The sequence below is a fragment of the Actinoplanes philippinensis genome, from assembly GCF_900113015.1.
Taxonomy (GTDB): Bacteria; Actinomycetota; Actinomycetes; order Mycobacteriales; family Micromonosporaceae; genus Actinoplanes; species Actinoplanes philippinensis.
Window position 1 is genome coordinate 158,459 of the sequence record NZ_FONV01000002.1, and the last position, 19,410, is coordinate 177,868.

The window sequence follows — 19,410 nt, forward strand, 5'->3', positions numbered from 1 at the left end:
TTCTTCGTTCTCTCTGCCACAGTGGCCGAGTTTTGTTCGGGGAGGGACAACGCACATGATGGGTCCGTCGCACGCGCTATCCGGCGCGGCCGCCTGGCTGGCAGGCAGTTGGGCGCTCGACCAGTTCGCCGGCATCAGTCAGACGCCGCTGGAGGTGGCGGTCGGCACGGCGATCTGTGCCGGCGGCGCGCTCCTGCCCGACCTGGACATGTCCGGCAAGGTCACCCGCAACCAGGGTGGCGCGACGGTGGCCCGCACGTTCGGTGTGGCGTCGCTGTTCGTGGCCGAGGTGGTGGAGAAGTTCTCGCTCGGCGTCTACACGGCGACGAAGCTGAAGCGCGACCCGCGACGGGACAACGGGCACCGCACGTTCACCCACACGCTGCCGTTCTGCGCGCTGCTCGCGTGGGGCACCACCGCGCTGGCCGACAAGTACGGCTACTGGGCGGTCATCGGCATCGTCTTCTTCATGGGCGGCCTGGCGCTGCGCGGCCTGTTCGACGAGTGGGCGGAGCGGGCCGGCTGGGTCATCGTGACCCTGGCGTCGGCGGCGATCGCCTGGTTCACCGCCGCGAACCTGCCCAGCGACCGAGGTTATCCGTTGCTGGGGCTGGCCTGCGGGGTCGGCTGTTTCGTGCACATCCTCGGCGACATGATCACCAAGAACGGCGTGCCGATCCTCTGGCCGATCCCGATCAAGCGCCGCATGTGGATGATGATCGGCATCCCGAACAGCATGGCCGTGAAGGTCGGCGGCAAGGTCGAGGTGGTCGTCCTGCGCACCGCCTTCACGGTCATCTCGCTGCTCTCCATCGCCGGCCTGTTCATCCCGGGCGTCCTGGAACGCCTCAACCTGGACGTGTGGGCCAGCAAGTAGGTCAGGGCTTGAGGACGACCTTGATGCAGCCGTCCTCCTTCTTCTTGAACATCTCGTAGGCGTCCGGCGCCTGCTCCAGCGGCACCCGGTGGGTCACCAGGTCACCGACGCCGAGCGGGTCGCCGTCGCCGGTCAGCAGCGGCATCAGGTCGTCGACCCAGCGCTTCACGTGGGCCTGGCCCATCCGCAGGGTCACGCCCTTGTCGAACAGGTCCATCATCGGGAACGGGTCGGCGTTGCCGCCGTACACCCCGATGATGGAGATCGTGCCGGCCCGGCGGACCGCGTCGAACGCCGTCCGCAGCGCGCCCATCCGGTCCACGCCGAACGTCTCGGTCGCCTTGCGGGCGATCGGATCGGGCAGCATGCCGGCCACCTTCATCGCCGCCGCCTGGACCGGGGTGCCGTGCGCCTCCATGCCGACGGCCTCGATCACCCGGTCCGCGCCACGGCCGGCGGTCAGCTCCCGGACAGCCTCGCCGACGTCGTCGACCGTACCCGTGTCGATGGTCTCGATGCCGTTGCGCGAAGCCATCGCCAGGCGCTCCGGCACGCTGTCCACGCCGATCACACGGGCCGCGCCGAGATGCCGGGCGATCCGGGCGGACATCTGCCCGATCGGTCCGAGGCCGGTGACCAGGACCGAGTCGCCGGGCTCGACGTCGGCCCACCGCACGGCCTGCCACGAGGTGGTGAGGACATCGGAGAGGAAGAGGAACCGCTCGTCGGGATGCCCGTCCGGCACCTTGATCGGGCCGAAGTGGGCCTGCGGCACCCGCAGGTACTCCGCTTGGCCACCGGGGACCTGGCCGTACAGCCTGGTGTAGCCGAACAGCGCGGCGCCGGTCCCCTGCGAGCGGGTCTGGGTGGTCTCGCACTGGGCGAAGAAGCCCCGCGAACACATCCAGCAGTGTCCGCAGGAGATGTTGAACGGGATCACCACACGGTCGCCGGGGCGGATGTGCGTCACCTCGGGCCCGACCTCCTCGACGATGCCCATCGGCTCGTGGCCGAGGACGTCGCCCTTGTCGAGGTACATGCCGAGGACGTCGTACAGGTGCAGGTCGGAGCCGCAGATCGCGGTCGAGGTGATCCGGATGATCGCGTCGGTCGGCTCTTCGATCTTCGGGTCGGGAACATTCTCCACGGACACCTTGCCGGTGCCCTGCCACGTCAGTGCTCGCATACCTCCGGCATGCCCTCAGAAAACCGGTCCAATCCCGCCTCCGGCGTCAGCGCAGCGCGGCGAGGGCCGTCGCCGCCGCCTCCCGCACGAAGCCGCTCGGGTCCGCCGAGGCGAGCACGGTCAAGATCTTCCGGGGGTACGGGTGAAGGTGCGCCACGGTCCCCACGACACGATGCCGGACCGTCACGTCCGTGTCCGCGGCCAGCTCGTCCACCAGCGGCTGCCAGCGCCCGCTGATGCCACCGGCCGTGGCCAGGCCGCTGAGCACGGCAGCCCGTACCGACGCGTCCGCGTCCCGGGCCAGCGCCCTGATCGCCGGCTCGGCCCTCGGGTCGTCGTCGACCACCTGCGCCAGGCCTTTCGCCGCCCGCACCCGCTGCCGCGGGTCACCGGCCTCCGCCTCGGCCAGCAGCACCCCCACCGCCGGATCCCCGCCGATCACGCCGAGCGCTTCGCCGGCCCGGCCCCGCACCCGCTCATCCTCGTCCCCGAGCAACACCCGCAACGCCGCCAGCAGCATCTCCTGCCGGCCAGCGCCCTCCCGGCCCGCTTCCCTCGCCGGCGTCGCCGCGCTCGCCCGGCTCGCCGCTCCGATGCGGCCGAGCACGTAGGCGGCTCGGGCTCGGACGGAGGGGTCGGGGTCGGTGGTGAGGGCCGCGAGCGGCGGCACACAGTCCCACCGGCGCACCTCGCCGAGCCGTGTGACCGCCGCGAGCCGCACCCCCGGATCGACGTCCCGCAGCGCATCGGTGAGCACCCGGAACGCCCGCCCGTCCACATCCGGCCCGGGAACCACCTCGACGGCCAGCACCCGGATCTCCCGTTCCGGCCGGCCGGCGCATCCAGCGAGCAGATCGACATCAGCGGCGGTCAGCACCGGCTCGCTCCACTCCAGCGCGATCCGGCACTGCTCGGCGGACCCACCGGTCACCATCCCGCGCAGCGCCTCCCGCGCTGCCGCCCGCTCCCGCCCGACCAGGTCGTCGATCATGGACGTCAGATCGTGCGGGGTGTCACCGAGGTCCCGATCGGCGGCCATCGTCAGAACGGGCAGCGCCCCCGCCCCGGCCACGTCGGCGAGCAGCATCGCCGTGATGTCCCGCCCGTCGTGATCCTGCTCGTCCAGGAACCGTTCGAGCAGTCCTCGCAGCCCCGCCGCCGGATCCCCGGCCGCCACCGCGGACGCGATCCGCTCGACGGTCTCCCGTCCGGCCTCGAACCGCTCCGCATACGCCCGCAGGCGGCCCAGCGCCTCCCCCTCGCCGATCATGGCCCCACTCTCACGCACCCCGGCTGGTCCCGAACGCTGTCCCGGCGCCCCTTACCCAGCCCTGACAACCAGCCCCGTACGGCCCTTCATCGGCGCCTCGGGCACACCGCGACACCAACGCCTCGCGGGTACCGAGACGCCAGCGCCTCGGGCACACCGAGACGCCAGCGCCTCGCGGGTACCGAGACACCAGCGCCTCGCGAATGCCGAGACACCGGCGCCTGCCGCACCGGGTACGTGTCAGTCGATGGCGTAGGCGAGGTTGGGGCGCAGCCAGCGCTCGACCTCGGCGACCGGGACGCCACGGCGGACCGCGTAGTCCTCGATCTGGTCCTTGGCGAGCCGGCCGACGGTGAAGTACTTGGCGTCCGGGTGGGCGAAGATCAGGCCGCTGACGGCGGCGGCCGGGGTCATCGCGTACGACTCGGTGAGCCCCACCCCGATGGCGGAGGTGCCGAGCAGTTCGAACAGGTCGCGTTTCTCGCTGTGGTCGGGGCAGGCCGGGTAGCCGAGCGCCGGCCGGATGCCGCGGAACCGTTCGGCGTGCAGGTCGGCCAGGAGCGGCTGCGCGTCCGGCTCGAACCAGTCGCGGCGGGCCTTGAGGTGCAGGTATTCGGCGAACGCCTCGGCGAGACGGTCGGCCAGCGCCTTCACCATGATGGCCCGGTAGTCGTCGTGCTCGGCCTCGTACTTGGCGGCGAGCTTGTCGGCGCCGTGGATGGCGACGGCGAACCCGCCGAGGTGGTCCCCGGCCGGGGCGATGTAGTCGGCGAGGCACCGGTTGGCGCGCCCGGCCGGTTTCTCGGTCTGCTGGCGCAGCATCGGGAAGGAGGCGCCGTTCGCGAGCCTGATGTCGTCGCCGTCGGCGTGCGCCGGCCAGAACCCGTAGAGCCCGCGGGCCTGGAACGAGCCCTGCGCGATGATCTGGTCGAGCAGCGTGTTGGCGTCGTCGAACAGCTCCCGGGCGACCGGCTGCTCCAGGATCGCCGGGTACTTGCCCTTGAGCTCCCACGCCAGGAACAGGAACTGCCAGTCGATCATGGCGCGCAGCTCGGCGATCGTGGGCGCGACCTCGCGTACCCCGGTGAACCGCGGGGTGGGCAGGTCGCTGAAGTCGACCGTCTCCCGGTTGGCCCGCGCCTGGGCGAGGGTGAGCAGCGGCTTGGAGTGACGCTGCTCGTGCTGCTCGCGCAGACGCTGCTGCTCGTCGCGGTTGGCCTCGTCGAGCTTGACCGCCCGCTCCGGGTCGAGCAGGTCGGAAACCACACCGACGACCCGGGACGCGTCGAGCACGTGCACCGTCGACCCGTCGTACGCCGGCGCGATCCGCACCGCCGTGTGCTGCTTGGACGTGGTCGCCCCACCGATCAGCAGCGGCAGCTTGAGCCCGCGCCGCTGCATCTCGGCGCCGACCGCGACCATCTCGTCGAGCGACGGGGTGATCAGGCCGGACAGCCCGATCGCGTCGGCGCCCTCGGCGATCGCGGTCTCCAGGATCTTCGCGGTCGGCACCATCACGCCGAGGTCGATCACCTCATAGTTGTTGCAGCCCAGGACCACGCCGACGATGTTCTTGCCGATGTCGTGGACGTCGCCCTTGACCGTGGCGAGGACGACCTTGCCCTGGCCGCGGGAGCCCTCCTCCTTCTCGTCCTCCATGAAGGGCAGCAGGTAGGCGACCGACCGCTTCATCACGCGGGCGCTCTTGACCACCTGGGGCAGGAACATCTTGCCGGAGCCGAACAGGTCGCCGACGACACCCATGCCGGACATCAGCGGGCCCTCGATGACGTCGAGCGGGCGGGGCAGTTTCTGCCGGGCCTCCTCGGTGTCGTCCTCGATGAAGTCGACGATGCCGTGCACGAGCGCGTGGCTGAGCCGCTCCTCGACCGGCGCCTCCCGCCAGGACAGGTCGACCTCGCGCTTGGCGCCGGAGCCGGTGACCGTGGAGGCGAAGGTGACCAGCCGGTCGGTGGCGTCCGGCCGGCGGTCGAAGATCACGTCCTCGACGAGCTCCAGCAGGTCGGCCGGGATGTCCTGGTAGACGGCGAGCTGACCGGCGTTGACGATGCCCATGTCGAGCCCCGCCTTGACGGCGTGGAACAGGAACGCCGAGTGCATGGCCTCGCGCACGATGTCGTTGCCGCGGAAGGCGAAGGACAGGTTCGAGATGCCACCGGAGGTACGGGCGCCCGGGCACCGCTGCTTGATCAGCGGCAGCGCCTCGATGAAGTTCTTCGCATACCCGTTGTGCTCGGCGATGCCGGTGGCGACCGCGAGCACGTTGGGGTCGAAGATGATGTCGTTCGGGTCGAAGCCGTCGGCCACGAGCAGGTCGTAGGCCCGGGCACAGATCTCGACCTTGCGCTCGGTGGTGTCGGCCTGCCCCTGCTCGTCGAAGGCCATCACCACGACGCCGGCGCCGAAGTCACGGATCCGGCGGGCGTGCTCGAGGAACGGCTCCTCGCCCTCCTTGAGGCTGATCGAGTTGACCACGCCCTTGCCCTGCACGCACTTGAGGCCGGCTTCGAGCACGGAGAACTTCGAACTGTCGATCATGATCGGGATCCGGGCCACCTCGGGCTCGGTCGCGATCAGGTTCAGGAAGGTCACCATCGCCTGCTCGCTGTCGAGCAGGTCGGCGTCCATGTTGACGTCGAGCAGGTTGGCGCCGCCGCGCACCTGCTCCAGCGCCACGTCGACGGCGGCCTGGTAGTCGTCGGCCTCGATGAGCCGCCGGAACTTGGCCGAGCCGGTCACGTTGGTACGCTCGCCGATCATCACGAACCCGGTGTCCGGGCCGATCTCGAACGGCTCCAGACCGCTGAACCGGGTGGTCGGCGCGGGCGGGTCGATCACCCGCGGCGCCGCGCCACGGACCGCCTCGGCGACCGCCGCGATGTGCGCCGGGCTGGTGCCGCAGCAGCCGCCGACCAGGTTCACCAGGCCGTCGGCAGCGAACCCGCGGAGCAGTTCGCCGGTCTCGTCCGGGGTCTGGTCGTAGCCACCGAACGCGTTGGGCAGGCCCGCATTCGGGTGCGAGGCCACGTAGACGTTCGACAGGCGCGCCAGGTCGGAGACGTGCGGGCGCATCTCGGCCGCGCCGAGCGAACAGTTCACTCCGACGACCAGGGGCTGCGCCGGCTCGATCGAGCGCCAGAACGCCTCCACGGTCTGACCCGAGAGGGTACGCCCGGACAGGTCGACGATCGTGACGGAGATCCACAGCGGGATCTCCGGCGCCACCTCACGAGCCGCCGCGACGGCCGCCTTCGCGTTCAGCGTGTCGAAGATCGTCTCGATCAGGAACAGGTCGACGCCGCCCTCGGCCAGCGCCGACATCTGCTCCGCATAGGTCGCCTTGACCTGGTCGAAGGTGACCGCACGGTACGCCGGGTCCTCGACCTTCGGCGACAGCGACAGAGTGACGTTGAGCGGGCCGACCGACCCGGCCACGAACCGCCGCCGCCCGTCGCGGGCCTGCGCCTCGTCGGCGGCCTGACGGGCCAGCCGGGCGCCCTGCACGTTCATGTCCCGGACCAGGTGCTCCAGCCCGTAGTCGGCCTGGGCGATGCTGGTCGCCGTGAACGTGTTGGTGGTGGTGATGTCGGCGCCGGCCGCCAGATACTGCCGGTGCACGTCGAGGATCACGTCGGGCCGCGTCAGGATCAGCAGGTCCGGGTCACCGGTGACGTCTTTCGGGTGGTCGGCCGGGATCAGCTCGTTGCGGTAGTCCGCCGGGGTGAGCTTGGCACCCTGCAGCATCGTGCCCCACGCGCCGTCCAGCACCAGGATCCGCTCGGCGAGCAGCTCGCGCAGCTGCGTGACGGTCTGAGTCAACGCCAACACCTCCGATAGTGAGTCGGAGGCGCCCTTGTTTCGGGTGTTTCACCGGTCGAGCGTGACGGGTGGGCCCGCTGCAGCGCCTCTCGGCCGGACCGTCAACGATACCGACTCTTTCACTTGGCGTCGGCGTAGGCACCAACCACTGAGACGTCCAGAGGAAAACGCACCGTCGTGTCGCCGAACAGCAACCGGCCCGCCGATAGCGCGCTCTCCCGGACCGCCTCCACCACCGACTCGGCCTGCTCGGCGGGACAGTGCACCACCACCTCGTCGTGCACGAAAAGGACGAGCTCGGCCTCGGTGCCGGCCAGCCGCTGACGCAGCGTCGCCAGCAGGACCAGCGCCCACTCGGCGGCTGTGGCCTGGATCACGAAGTTGCGGGTGAAGCGGCCACGGGCGCGGCCCGGCGGCGGCGCCACCTCGTCGGGCGGGTCCAGCCCGGCGTCGCGCCACGCCCCGGAGGCGGGTGGGCAGGTGCGGCCCAGCCAGGAGCGGACCAGGCCACCGGCCTCCCCGGTACGGGCGGCGGCCTCCACATACTCGAACGCGGTCGGATAGTGCCGGCGGAGCACGGCCAGGGCCGGGACGGCGTCGCCGCCGGTCTGCCCATACATCGCGCCGAGCAGGGCGATCTTGGCCTTGGCCCGGTCGCCGTCGAACGAGTCGGCGGCGAGCGCCGCATACAGGTCACCGGCGGCCGCCGCCCTGGCCAGGCGCCCGTCACCGGAGACGGCGGCCAGCACCCGGGGCTCCAGCTGGCCCGCGTCGGCGACCACGAATCGGCGGCCCGGGTCGGCGATCACCGCCCGGCGCACCACCTTGGGCACCTGGAGGGCGCCGCCGCCCCGGGTCGCCCAGCGGCCGGACACCACGCCACCCGCCACATACTCCGGGCGGAACCGGCCGTCGCGCACCCACGCGTCGCACCACGCCCAGCCGTGTGCCGTCCAGATCCGGTACAGCTCCTTGAACTCCAGCAGCGGGGCCACCGCCGGATGGTCGACCTGGCGCAGCACCCAGCGCCGCGTGTTGGGGATGTCGATGCCCGCCCGGTGGAACGCCTTGACCACCTCGGCCGGCAGGTCGGGGTGCAGCCCGTGGGTGCCGAACGCGGCGTTGATCTCGGCGGTCAGCTCGGCCAGGCGGCGGGGCGGGCCCATCGGCTGCGGCGGGCCGAGCAGCTCGCGCAGCAGCTCGTCGTGCACATCCGGCCGCCAGGGCAGGCCGGTGTGGCCCATCTCGGCCGCGACCAGCGCGCCTGCGGACTCGGCCGCCACCAGGAGCCGGAAACGGCCGGGATGGCTTGTCGCGGCGATGCGGCGCGCCTGCTCCTCGTACACCTCGATCAGGTCTTCGATCTCGGGATGATCGGCCGGGACCGCGTCGAAGAGGGCGACCTGCGCGAAACCTGGCGGCTCGGCATCCGGCCGCGGCCGGTCCGGAGGGACCGGCAGGCCGCGCAGGCGGGCGACCGCGGCCGCCAGACCGCGTGGCTCGCCCCAGCGGCCGGCATGGCCGGACAGCAGCGCCTCGGTGAGCTCCAGATCGTGGCAGCGGGCCACCCGGACCCCGGACCGCAGCAGGGGTGGGTAGACGCCGGCCGTCGACGTCCAGAGCCAGCGTGGCTGCTCGGCGGACTCCAGCGCGGCGATCGCGGCGGCCAGGTCGGGAACGTGCCACAGCTCCCCCGAAACGGCGCGACCCAGACGGCCACCAGGGCCGTCCGGGTCGGGCACCACAGCTATCAGCACCGGGTCATTGTCACCCGGGGGTATGACACTTTCCGGCAGCGCCTATTTGACGGCCCCCGAGGTCAGACCCGCCTGGATCTGCCGCTGGAAGACGGCATAGACGATGATCATCGGCAGGATGGAGAGCGTGAGCGCGGCGAAGAGCTGGCCCCATTCGGCCTGGTAACCGGCGGACACGCTGATGTTCGCGATGCCCTGGGTGAGCACGTACTTGTCCTCGCTCTGCATGATCACGACCGGCAGCAGGTACTGGTTCCACTGGCCGACGATGTTGAAGATCGCGATGCTGACCAAACCGGATTTCGCCATCGGCAGCATCACCTGGAAGAACCGGCGCACGTGCCCGGCCCCGTCCACGGTGGCCGCCTCCTCGATCTCGTGCGGCAGCGTCCGGAAGAACGCGACCAGGAAGAACACCGTGAACGAGAGCGAGTAGGCGATGTAGATCACGATCAGGCCGAAGAACGAGTCCAGCAGGTTCATGGCCTGGGCGATGCCGAACAGCGGCGCCAGTGCCATGAAGGTCGGGAACGCCAGCCCGGACACGAACAGGTAGTAGATGAATCGGTTGCCGGGGAACCTGTAGCGGGCCAGCACGTAGGCGGCCATCGACCCGAGCAGCATCGTCCCGGCCGTGCTGAGCAGCACGACGAAGACGCTGTTCAGGAAGTACTGGCCGATGTGCGCCTCGCTCCAGGCGTCGGCGAAGTTCTTGAACGCCCAGCTCTGCGGCAGCCCGAACGGCTCGTCGAGGAAGATCTCCTCGTTGGTCTTGAACGAGGCGAGCGCGACCCAGATCAGCGGGCCGACGGTGGCCAGCGCCCAGAGGAAGAGCGCCAGGTGCGCCACCCCGCCGAGCGGGTTGACCCGGCGGCCGGTCTCCTTGGCGGGGGCGGGCGGCTCGGCGGTCGTCGCGCCGGCGCTGGGGATGGTGGTGAGGTTCGTCATCGTCTCCGGCCTCTCTCGCCGATCAGGCTTCGACGCTGTCGCTACGGGTGACCCGCAGGGTCAGCCAGGCGAAGCTCAGGGCCAGGAAGAACAGCACGACGCCGATTGCCGAGGCGTAACCGGCCTGCGAGTACTTGAAGGCGTTGAGATAGATCTGCATGCTCAGCACCTGGGTCGAGTTGTTCGGGCCGCCCTGGTTCACCGTCATGATGTTGACCAGCGCGAAGGCGTCGAAGGCGGCGATGCCCAGGTAGATCCAGGCGACCTGGATGTTGCCCCAGAGGAGGGGCAGGGTGATCTTGAAGAAGAGGGTGATCCGGCTGGCGCCGTCGAGGGCGGCCGCCTCGTAGATCTCCTGCCCGATCGAGCCCATGCCGGCCGAGAAGAGCACCACGTAGAAGCCGACCGCCTGCCAGATCAGCACGATCAGGATGCAGGTAAGCGCCCACTTCTCGTCGGCCAGGAACAGCCACGGCTCCCACGAGTCCGGGAGCAGGCCGTTGATCATGCCGCTCTTGTCCGGGCCGTAGACGCGCTGGAAGATCACCGCGACCAGGGCCAGCGCCAGCAACTGCGGGAAGAAGAAGACCACCCGGTAGATCTTGGAGCCCCAGACGCCGCGGGTCATGCCGCCCTTGGAGCCGCCGCCGACGTTGAGCAGGAAGGCGAACAGCAGCGCGATCGCGATGGTGACGATCGGCATGACCAGCAGCAGGAAGCCGTTGTGCCGCAGAGCGGTCCAGATGACCTCGTCGTTCCAGAGCTTCACGAAGTTGTCGAAGCCGATGTCCTTGAACGTGCCGTAGCCCGACCAGTCGGTCAGCGACAGCCGGAACATCTGGAGGTAGGCGCCCACCACGAAGATGGCGTAGAGCGCCACCGGCACGGCAAGGAAACCGATGATGAAGGGATACTTGCCGTGCCGCATGGCGCTCGACCGTCCTACTACTCGGGGTACGGGGTTACGAAGGTGCTCAGGCGCGGGTGTTCTTGGAGATCGAGGAGTCCTTGGCGACGTCCTGCGCCACCTTCTCCATCGTGTCGCAGAACTTCTGCGCGTCGCCGCCGTTGAACATCAGGGCATTGACGGCCTCGAGCGAGGCGTCGTTCATCTTCTTGTACCAGGTGTCCCACAGGTAGCCCATGAAGACGTCCTTGCCGGCCTTGCTCAGCATGTCGTTGCCGCTGGTCAGACCGGGCGAGATGGTCTGGCCGTCGGCGGCGCCGGCCACCACGGTGAGCGACTTGGTGAGCTTGGTGAACTCCAGCGCGGCGGCCTTGGAGAGCATGACCCGCAGGTACTCCTTGCCACCCTGGACGTTGGTGCCCTTGGTGGACGCGAAGTAGATCTCACCCGCGGCCGCGTTGATGGCGGTGGCCGGCAGCTGGTCCGAGGTGGTGACGCTCGGGTACGGCGCGACCGCGTACTCGAAGTTCGGCGTGATGCTGGCGGCCTGCTCGTTCTCCAGCCAGGAGCCGCACGGGTAGAACGCGACCTTGTCCTGGTTCTGCTGGAGCTGGACCTCGGTGTGACGCAGGCCGAGGAAGCTCTTGTTCATGTACTTGACGCCGATCTGGCCCCACGCCTCGGCCGCCTGCTTGATGGCCGGCGCCTGCCACGCGCCCGGCTTGAGGTTGTCGAGGTCCTTGAGGACCTGCTCGGTGCCGATCTTGGCGGCGCTGGTCATGATCGCGCGGACCATGTAGTACGACGCGTTGGCGCCCGCGTAGGCGAACGGGACGATGCCGGCCGCCTTGATCTTGTCGCACAGGGCGGTGAAGTCGGCCCACGTGGTCGGGACGGTCCAGTTGTTCTTGTCGAACAGCTTCTTGTTGTAGTACATGCCGAAGACGGTGAAGGAGTAGTTCACCGCGAACGGCTTGCGGCCGCCGTCGACGTCGTAGGTGCCCTGCTCGATCGCGCCCGGCACCAGCGTCTCCCCGACGGTCTTGCCGGGGATGTCGAAGGACGGGGCGGCGAACAGGTCGGTCAGGTCGGCGGCCTGACCGGCCTTGACGATCGCGCCGAAGTCCATCATGTCCGCACCCGAGTTGTTGATCATGTCGGGGGCGTTGCCCGCGTTGAGCCGCGGCTTGATCGTGGTGGCGATCTGCTCGGTCGCGGTGTACTTGACCTCGGACTCCGCCCACTTCTTCTTGTACATCGGGGTGTCGACGTCGGTGGCGTACTTGGTGCCCAGACCACCGTCGAAGATCACGATCTCGACCGGGGCCTTCGGGTCGATGCCGAGCGGGTTGTCCGCCGACTTCGTACCGGTCGCCTGGTCCTTCTTCTCGTCGGAGCCGCTGCCCACACAGGCGCTGAGCATGCCCACCGCCGGGGTCGCCGCCAGGCCGACCGCCGCGGCACGACGCAGCAGGCTACGACGGTCCAGCTCGGACTTCGTTATGTCAGACATTGATTTCCTCTCGGGTCAACCCTTGACTGCGCCGGCCGTCAAACCGGTGGCGATGTTGCGCTGAATGATCAGGAAGAAGACCACCACGGGAATGGACGTGATGATCGCACCGGCCATGAGGGGGCCCCAGGCGGTACCGCGTTCGGTCTGGTTGTAGAGCAGCCAGGCCATCAGGTTCTGTTTCTGCGGGTTGTTCAGCGTGTTGATGATGATGAATTCATTCCACGCCTGGATGAACCCGTAGACGGAGGTGGCCACCAGACCGGGGCCGGTGAGCGGCAGGATGATCCGCCAGAACACCTGGGCGCGGGTGCAGCCGTCGATCATCGCGGCCTCGTCCAGCTCCCGGGGGATGCCGGAGATGAAACCACGCAGGGTCCAGACCGTGTACGGCAGCAGCAGCACCAGGTAGACCAGGGCCACGCCGACGAGCGAGTTGGTCAGGTTCGCGCCCTGCAGCATCAGGAACAGCGGGATGAGCAGCGCGAGGAAGGGCACCAGCTGGACCGCCAGGATGATCAGGATGATCGCCTTGCGGCCGTAGAAGCTGAACCGGGCGATCGCGAGCGCCGCCAGGAAGCCCACGACCAGAGCCGCGGCGACCGCCATGGCGGTGATGATCAGGCCGTTGATCATGCTCGGGATGAACAGCTCCTCGCCGAGCGCCGACCTGAAGTTGTCCAGGGTGAAGTCGTTCGGGAAGAACGTCGGCGTGAAGCTGCGGACCTCGGAGTCCGGCTTGAACGCCGTGTTCAGCACCCAGTACACCGGGAAGATCATGACCAGGCCGAAGACTATACCGGTGGTGTTCGCGAAGAACGTACCGATACGGCTACGCCCGACGGTGACGACGCCGTCGTCGTGCCTCGCCATCAGTCCACCTCTCCGATCTTGAACATCTGGCGGATGTAGAAGACCATCACGCCGAGCATCAGCAACACGGTGATCACCGAGATCGCCGAGCCGTAGCTGTAGCTGGACCGCCCGAACGCCTGCGTGTACGAGAACGTCGCCAGGGTCTGGTAGACCGGCTCCGGGTGCCCGTCACGCAGCGCCCAGTTCTGGGTGAAGAGACCGAAGTTCCAGATCACCGACAGCGTGGTGACGATCATCAGGAGCGGCTTCAGGATCGGCAGGGTGATGTTGCGCAGCGCCTGCCAGGCCGAGGCGCCGTCGACCGTGGCGGCCTCGAGCAGCTCCTTCGGCACCTGGGTGAGCCCGGCGCTCAGCGAGATCGCCAGGAACGGGATGCCGGCCCACACCACCAGCGTGGTGATCACCGCCCAGCCCTCCCACGGGTTCACGAACCAGCTGTGCGTCGCGTAGTCGAAGCCCAGCTGGGTGAGCACGTAGTTGAGGACACCGAAGTCGGAGTCGGTCAGCCAGCGGAACGACTGCGCCGCGACGAGCTGCGGCAGCGCCCAGACGAACATCATCGCGATCATCATGAAGATCCGGACCTTGGCGTGCACCCGGCGCATCAGCAGGGCGATGCCGAGACCGGCCAGGACCGAGAGGGTCACCGAGACGACGGTGAAGGCGGCGGTACGCCCGACGACGCCCCAGAAGACACCGTCGGTCAGGGCCTTCGTGTACTGGTCGACACCGGCCCACGGCGGCGTCGCGCCGGAGAACAGCTCCTTCAGCCGCATGTTCTGGAAGGACAGCACGATCATGCGGTAGAGCGGGTAGCCCAGCATCCCGATCAGGATCAGGAGCGTGGGCAGGGAGAGCAGCCACGCCACCCGAGAGTCGCGCTGGCTGCGGTTGCGTACCCGGGACACGTGCCGCGGCGGCGGTGCCTGCGGCGTGTCCGCCGGGGTCGGCCGGGAGTCGACGGCGTGCATCTTCAGTTCCTCTTCCACCGTGAGGAGGGGTGTGCCGCCCGCCCGGCAGAAGGACGGGCGGGCGGCACGGGTCATCAGGCCTCGTTGAGCGTGGCGGCGATCTGCTCGTCAGCCCACTTGGCGCCGTCGGCCACCGACTTCTTGCCGGTCAGGACGTCGGTCAGCATGGTCTGCAGGATGCTGGCCTTCTCCACGTCGGCCCACTTCTCGGCGTTCGGCGGGAACCAGCTGTTCTTCGCGGCGAGCGCGGCCGGGGCGATCTTCGGGTTGTCGGACGCGGCCTTGTCCAGCAGGTTGGTCGCGTTCGGCAGCGCGCCGGCCTTGGCCAGGCCCTCCATCGACTTGGCGTCGGTGAAGGCCTTGATCCACTGAGCGGCCAGCTCCTTGTTGCCGCTCTTGGCGGTGACGCCCAGGTTCGAGCCACCGAGGAAGGACGGGATCTCCGGCAGCGGAGCGGCGGCCAGCTTGCCCTTGACCTTGGTCGGGACCAGCGGGGAGGTCGGGTCGTTCGGGTCCTTGCGGACCTCCTCGGCCACACCCTGCTCCCACGCGTTGCCGTAGAAGATGCCGCCGGAACCCTGGGAGAAGATGCCGGCCTGCTCGTTCTCGTTCTTGGTGACGTCAGCCTTCGAGTACTTCTTGGTCAGGTCGACCCACTTCTGCAGGCCCTCCAGCGACTGCGGGGTGGAGAGCTGGCCGACCCACTTGTCGCCCTCCTTCTTCGCGATCTCGCCACCGGACGACTTGACCCAGGACATCGCGGCGTACCAGTACTGGCCCGGCATGTAGAAGGCGCTGAACTTGTTGTCCGCGGCGTTGCCGGCCTGCAGCTTGTCGGCGGCGGCCAGCAGGTCGGCGTAGGTCTTCGGGGCGTCGGCGACACCGGCCTTCTGGAAGAGGTCGGTGCGGTAGATCATCACGCGGGCGCCGGCGTAGTAGGGCACGCAGTAGACCTTGCCCTCGGACTCACACGCGCCGGAGAGGCCGGACAGCCAGGTGCCGGAGTTCTCGAAGTCACCCTTGTTGAGCTCGGCGAAGCCGCCGGAGAAGACGTACTTGGAGAACTCGGTGTTGCCGAGCTCCACCACGTCCGGCACGTCCGAGCCGGCCAGGGTGGCGTCCAGCTTGGTGAGGTGGTTGGCCCACTGCTGGTACTCGACGTTGACCTGCGCGCCGGTGGCGTCGGTGAACCGCTTGGTGGCGTCGTCGACGACCGTCTTCCAGCTGGTCTCGGCGTCGACCATGAGCCAGACCTTGATCGTCTTGCCCTTGCCGTCGACCTGGCCGGTGGCCGAGGTCGCGCCCTCGTCGCTCCCGCCACCACCGCACGCTGCGGTACCGAAGAGCGACGCGGCGAGCGCCGCGGCGACCGCGATCTTGCGCTTCACTGTTCCTCCCGAAGGGATTTCATTCTTTGAAAAGGGGTTCATCAGCTGTCCTTCGCGGCCTTGTGCCCGTGCACGGCTTGCGCGGTGCGCTGGAACGCGGCGTGCGAACGTTCGTGGGTTCGTTGCGCTACGGCGACGTACAGCAGGTCGAGCACGACGAGCTGCGGGTGCCGGGCGCTGAGCGCGTCCGGGCGGAAGGTCGTCGCCTGGGTTGCGGTGAGCAGAACGATGTCCGCCAACTCGGCCAGCGGGGATCGGGGGAAGCTGGTGAGCGCGATCGTGGTGGCGCCCCGGCTGTTCGCTTCCGCGAGCAGCTCGATGGTCTCGCCGGTCTCGCCACTGTGCGAGATGCCGAGCGCGACGTCGCCGGGCCGCGACAGCGCGGCGCTGGCCAGACCGTTGTGCACGTCGGTCCAGGCCCACACCGGGATGCCGATGCGATGCAGACTGAACTGCATCTCCTCGCCGACCAGCGCGGATCCGCTGGCGCCGAAGATGTTCACGCGTTGCGCGGCGGAGATCGCCACCGCGGCCCGCTCCACCTCGCCAAGATCCAGCAGCGTGGCGGTGTCGTGCATGGCCCGCGTGTCGGCCGCCATGATCTGGCCGAGGACCCGCTCGAGCGGATCGTTCGGCTGGATCTCGCGGCCGATGTCGACGGTCCAGCCGGCCGAGCGCGCCCGGCCGGTCTCCGCCGCGATGCCCAGGCGGAGGTCCGCGTAGCCGTCGAAGCCGACCGCCCGGCAGAAGCGGGTGATCGTCGCGGGCGAGGTGCCGCTGCGCTCGGCCAGCTCGACGATGGTGGCCCGGGAGGCCGCGGCCGGGTCGGCGAGCACCTGCTCGGCGACCCGCTGCAGCGCTCCGGTGAAGTCCGGCAGCAGCGTCCGGACCCGAGCGAGCACCCCGTCGGCCGGTGCACGGTTCACGCCGTTCGTGGAGATTCGCTCGCCCCCGTGGTCAGTCCCGATACGGGCGGCACCGCGAACCAGCGAGGCGGCGACCACGGTCTGCGCGGTGCCGTCCATCTCCGGCTCAGCCATCGGTCACCCTTTCAGGAAGGACTGTTTACTGTCGCGGTAAAAGTTCTTACTAACGGCCCCTTCCTGTCAAGACTGTGAAGGATGTTTTCAGAACCGTTACCGACCAGCCCGAATGACCGCGTGTTTCGGCGCAGGCGGATGACGGCCATCGATCCACAAATGGCCGATACGACGTGACCGCCATCACATGTCCGATTTACGACCGTTTTCTGCTCGGCCGATCGTTGAGCGCGGGATGACCTTTCGGCCATCGCGGGGTGGTCCTTTCGGCCGGTATGGGTCACGCGGCGAAACCTTGTCGTTACTCCCGAAACAAGATCAAAAAATTTATCGGTACGGGCCACGCGCTGGTCAGGCCGCGAAAGAGGCGAGCACCTCATCCGAATGGCCGGAATTCTTCCCTTTGGTCGGGTGGTGCGCAGTCCCGTGGAAGCATCAGGTGATCGATTCACAAAACAGGAGAAAAGGGCATGCGACTGCTTCCCGTGATCACCGGCGCGCTAGTCGCCGGCAGCGTCCTCGCCCCCACAGCGGCCAGGGCTGCGATCCACTTCGACCCGGCCGGCCGCCCTGGCTCCGTCCCCGCCGGCCATGTCCGCCTAGGCCCGGTCACCGGCTTCGTCGGTGCTGAGGACATCCGATTCGACCCGGCACCCAACACCGGCTTCGACGACGCCGAGGACATCCGATTCGACCCGGCACCCAACACCGGCTTCGACGACGCCGAGGACATCCGATTCGACCCGGCACCCAACACCGGCTTCGTCGGTGCTGAGGACGTTCGCAAGGCCTTCGGCTGGGATGAGGCCGGTCTGATCCGCAACGCGCCGGAGGTCGGCTTCACCTACCACGTCGGTAAAGAGGCAATCTATGCCGTGACCTGCGAGAAAGGCGTCCGCGTCGAGGCCGGCCACAACCCCGGCAGCACCAGCGCCGGGCTGGACGCCGAAGTCGCCTGGGAAAACCCCGGGCGCACGCTGACGGGATTCCGGATCACCGGCGCCAGCAGCGGCGCCTCCAGCATGGATGTGCCCCCCGAGCCGGGCCTGCCCTGCCCGGACGACAAAGGCGGCGAGATCCGCTCGGCCAGATACCTGAACACCACCGTGACCACCGGCCTGTCCGCCGAGTTCCGCGACGTGCAGGTCTACTTCCCCCAGCACCGCACCGTGACCACGGCTCCACCGGAGCCGTGACCCGCCATAACGAACCGTGGCCACCCATCACCGGCATACCGCGCATGCCCGCCACCGGCATACGCCCGCCACTGGCACACGCCCACGACCGGCACACCGCGCACCACCGCCACCGGCACACGCCCGCCACCGGAACACCGTGCACGCCGACCACCGGCTCACCCTGCACCCCGCCACCGGCATACCGTGCACGACCGCCACCGGAGAGCCGACCGGCCGCCGCGGGCCCGGGCTACTCGGCGGTGTCGCGGACCGCCTGGGCGAAGACCTCGGAGCGGTGCTCGAAGTTGCGGAAACGGCCGTAACTCGGGGCCGCCGGGGACAGCAGGACCACGCCGCCGGGTGGGGTCACCTTCCGGGCCAGGCGGACCGCGTCGACCAAATCCTCGGCCGGCTCGGTGCGTACGCGGGGCAGGCGGGCCAGGGCCTCCAGGATGCGGGGGCCGCTGTCCGGCAGGCCGATCACGGTGAGTTCGCGGTCGGCGAGGAAATCACGTAACGGTGTGTAATCGAGACCGCGATCGGTGCCGCCGACCAACACGGTGAGTGGCCGGTTCTCGTAGGCCTCGATGGCGTGCATCGCGGCATACGGACTGGTCGACAGGGTGTCGTCGACGAACGTCAGGCCGGACGGGTCCTCGATCTCGGCCAGCCGGTGCGGCAGGCCGGCGAAGTCACGCACGGCCGCCTCCAGGACCGCCCGCTCGGCCGGCACGTCGACGCCCATGCCGTCCAGCACGGCCAGCGCCACACACAGGTTGCCCTCGTTGTGCCGGCCCTTCAGGCGCAGCGCGGCCCGGTCGAACAGCGCCTCCGCACCGCACCAGACGCGCCCGTCCTCGACGCGGAAACGGGAGTCGGCGGCGGCCGCGGCGACCGGCGGGAAGTGGCTCGAGTCGAGCACCCCGCGGAGTTCGTCGCGCAGCCGCTTGTCCGTCCCGTTGACCACGATCAGCTCAGGCCCGTACCCCAGAAGGTTTAGTTTGTCCCGGTAATATTCACCCTCGCCGCCGTGCGCGTCGAGGTGCTCCGGGAACAACGAGGTGACCACCGCCACCCGGGGCGAATCGGTCAGATCGGCGCACTGATAGCTCGACAGCTCCAGCACGTAGAGCTCGGCCTCGGGCATGTCGAGCAGCGGCACGCCGATGTTGCCGCCGTAGGCGTTCGGCCGCCCGACCGCCGTCAGCAGGTGGCTGATCAGGCTGGACGTGGTGCTCTTGCCCTTGCTGCCGGTCACCCCGACGGTCGTCGCGGCGTGGTCGGCCATCCACAGCGCGCTGCCGCCGGTCACCGGGATCCCGCGCTTGCGGAGCTCGATCATGTACGGATGGGTGGACGGCACACCCGGCGACCGCACCACCACGTCCGCGCTGGCCAGAGCGGCGAACGCGTGCTCGCCACCGGCCAGCGGGGCCAGCTCGGCCAGCTCCCCGGTCCACTCGACGGACAGGTAGTTGGCGCTGTCGTCGACAGCGATCAGTCGGGACGGCTCGTGCCGGGCGATCGCGATCACCGCGGCCCGGCCCTCACGGCCGGTGCCCCAGACCGCCACCGATCGGCCCCGCAGGTCTGCCAGGCGCACGTCTGTCTCCTCGGGTCGCTTCCGCCTCGGACGCACTAATATTGCCCCTCGACCTT

Annotated in this window: 14 protein-coding genes; 2 read left to right on the plus strand and 12 right to left on the minus strand. The window is 69.2% G+C overall.

The genetic code is table 11. The features are described 5' to 3' along the window. The first annotated feature begins 55 nt into the window (after window positions 1-55). Window positions 56-877, plus strand: a complete 822-nt coding sequence (locus BM290_RS04180) for a metal-dependent hydrolase (RefSeq protein WP_093610179.1) — start codon at window positions 56-58, stop codon at window positions 875-877. 1 nt (window position 878) lies between these two features. Here the strand turns inward: BM290_RS04180 and BM290_RS04185 are convergent, their stop codons facing one another. The 11 genes from BM290_RS04185 to BM290_RS04235 all read right to left on the minus strand — a co-directional run bounded on the left by BM290_RS04185 (window position 879) and on the right by BM290_RS04235 (window position 16,573). Next, window positions 879-2,063 (minus strand): zinc-dependent alcohol dehydrogenase, encoded by a 1,185-nt coding sequence (locus BM290_RS04185; protein ID WP_093610181.1) that lies wholly within the window; start codon window positions 2,061-2,063, stop codon window positions 879-881. Between the two features lie 46 nt (window positions 2,064-2,109). Further along, window positions 2,110-3,333 (minus strand): HEAT repeat domain-containing protein, encoded by a 1,224-nt coding sequence (locus BM290_RS04190; protein ID WP_093610183.1) that lies wholly within the window; start codon window positions 3,331-3,333, stop codon window positions 2,110-2,112. A 240-nt stretch (window positions 3,334-3,573) separates the two neighbouring features. After that, entirely contained in the window at window positions 3,574-7,173 is a 3,600-nt protein-coding gene (metH, locus tag BM290_RS04195; RefSeq protein WP_093610185.1) for a methionine synthase, read from the minus strand. Between the two features lie 119 nt (window positions 7,174-7,292). Further along, window positions 7,293-8,930, minus strand: coding sequence for a bifunctional 3'-5' exonuclease/DNA polymerase (locus tag BM290_RS04200; RefSeq protein WP_275413145.1), 1,638 nt, complete (start codon window positions 8,928-8,930; stop codon window positions 7,293-7,295). Window positions 8,931-8,972: 42 nt separating this feature from the next. Then, entirely contained in the window at window positions 8,973-9,878 is a 906-nt protein-coding gene (locus BM290_RS04205) for a carbohydrate ABC transporter permease (RefSeq protein WP_093610187.1), read from the minus strand. A 22-nt stretch (window positions 9,879-9,900) separates the two neighbouring features. Then, window positions 9,901-10,806 (minus strand): carbohydrate ABC transporter permease, encoded by a 906-nt coding sequence (locus BM290_RS04210; RefSeq protein ID WP_093610189.1) that lies wholly within the window; start codon window positions 10,804-10,806, stop codon window positions 9,901-9,903. 46 nt (window positions 10,807-10,852) lie between these two features. After that, window positions 10,853-12,298: an N-acetylglucosamine/diacetylchitobiose ABC transporter substrate-binding protein gene (gene ngcE / locus BM290_RS04215; protein ID WP_093610191.1), complete on the minus strand. Its 1,446-nt coding sequence runs from the start codon at window positions 12,296-12,298 to the stop codon at window positions 10,853-10,855. Between the two features lie 15 nt (window positions 12,299-12,313). Continuing rightward, complete coding sequence (locus BM290_RS04220; RefSeq protein WP_093610193.1) at window positions 12,314-13,171, minus strand: carbohydrate ABC transporter permease; 858 nt, start codon at window positions 13,169-13,171, stop codon at window positions 12,314-12,316. Continuing rightward, window positions 13,171-14,220: a carbohydrate ABC transporter permease gene (locus tag BM290_RS04225; RefSeq protein ID WP_239143376.1), complete on the minus strand. Its 1,050-nt coding sequence runs from the start codon at window positions 14,218-14,220 to the stop codon at window positions 13,171-13,173. Before BM290_RS04225 ends, BM290_RS04220 begins: the two co-directional genes overlap by 1 nt. Next, entirely contained in the window at window positions 14,220-15,533 is a 1,314-nt protein-coding gene (locus tag BM290_RS04230; RefSeq protein ID WP_093610195.1) for an extracellular solute-binding protein, read from the minus strand. Before BM290_RS04230 ends, BM290_RS04225 begins: the two co-directional genes overlap by 1 nt. Before the next feature lie 41 nt (window positions 15,534-15,574). Continuing rightward, window positions 15,575-16,573 (minus strand): MurR/RpiR family transcriptional regulator, encoded by a 999-nt coding sequence (locus tag BM290_RS04235; RefSeq protein ID WP_093610197.1) that lies wholly within the window; start codon window positions 16,571-16,573, stop codon window positions 15,575-15,577. Window positions 16,574-17,043: 470 nt separating this feature from the next. Here BM290_RS04235 and BM290_RS04240 point away from each other — a divergent pair, with 470 nt between their 5' ends. Then, window positions 17,044-17,769 carry a hypothetical protein gene (locus BM290_RS04240; RefSeq protein ID WP_093610199.1) on the plus strand — a complete coding sequence of 242 codons (726 nt, stop codon included), beginning with the start codon at window positions 17,044-17,046 and terminating at the stop codon, window positions 17,767-17,769. A 232-nt stretch (window positions 17,770-18,001) separates the two neighbouring features. On the opposite strand, the gene murD is transcribed toward BM290_RS04240, so the two are convergent. After that, window positions 18,002-19,354 (minus strand): UDP-N-acetylmuramoyl-L-alanine--D-glutamate ligase, encoded by a 1,353-nt coding sequence (murD, locus tag BM290_RS04245; protein ID WP_093610201.1) that lies wholly within the window; start codon window positions 19,352-19,354, stop codon window positions 18,002-18,004. Between the last annotated feature and the right edge of the window lie 56 nt (window positions 19,355-19,410).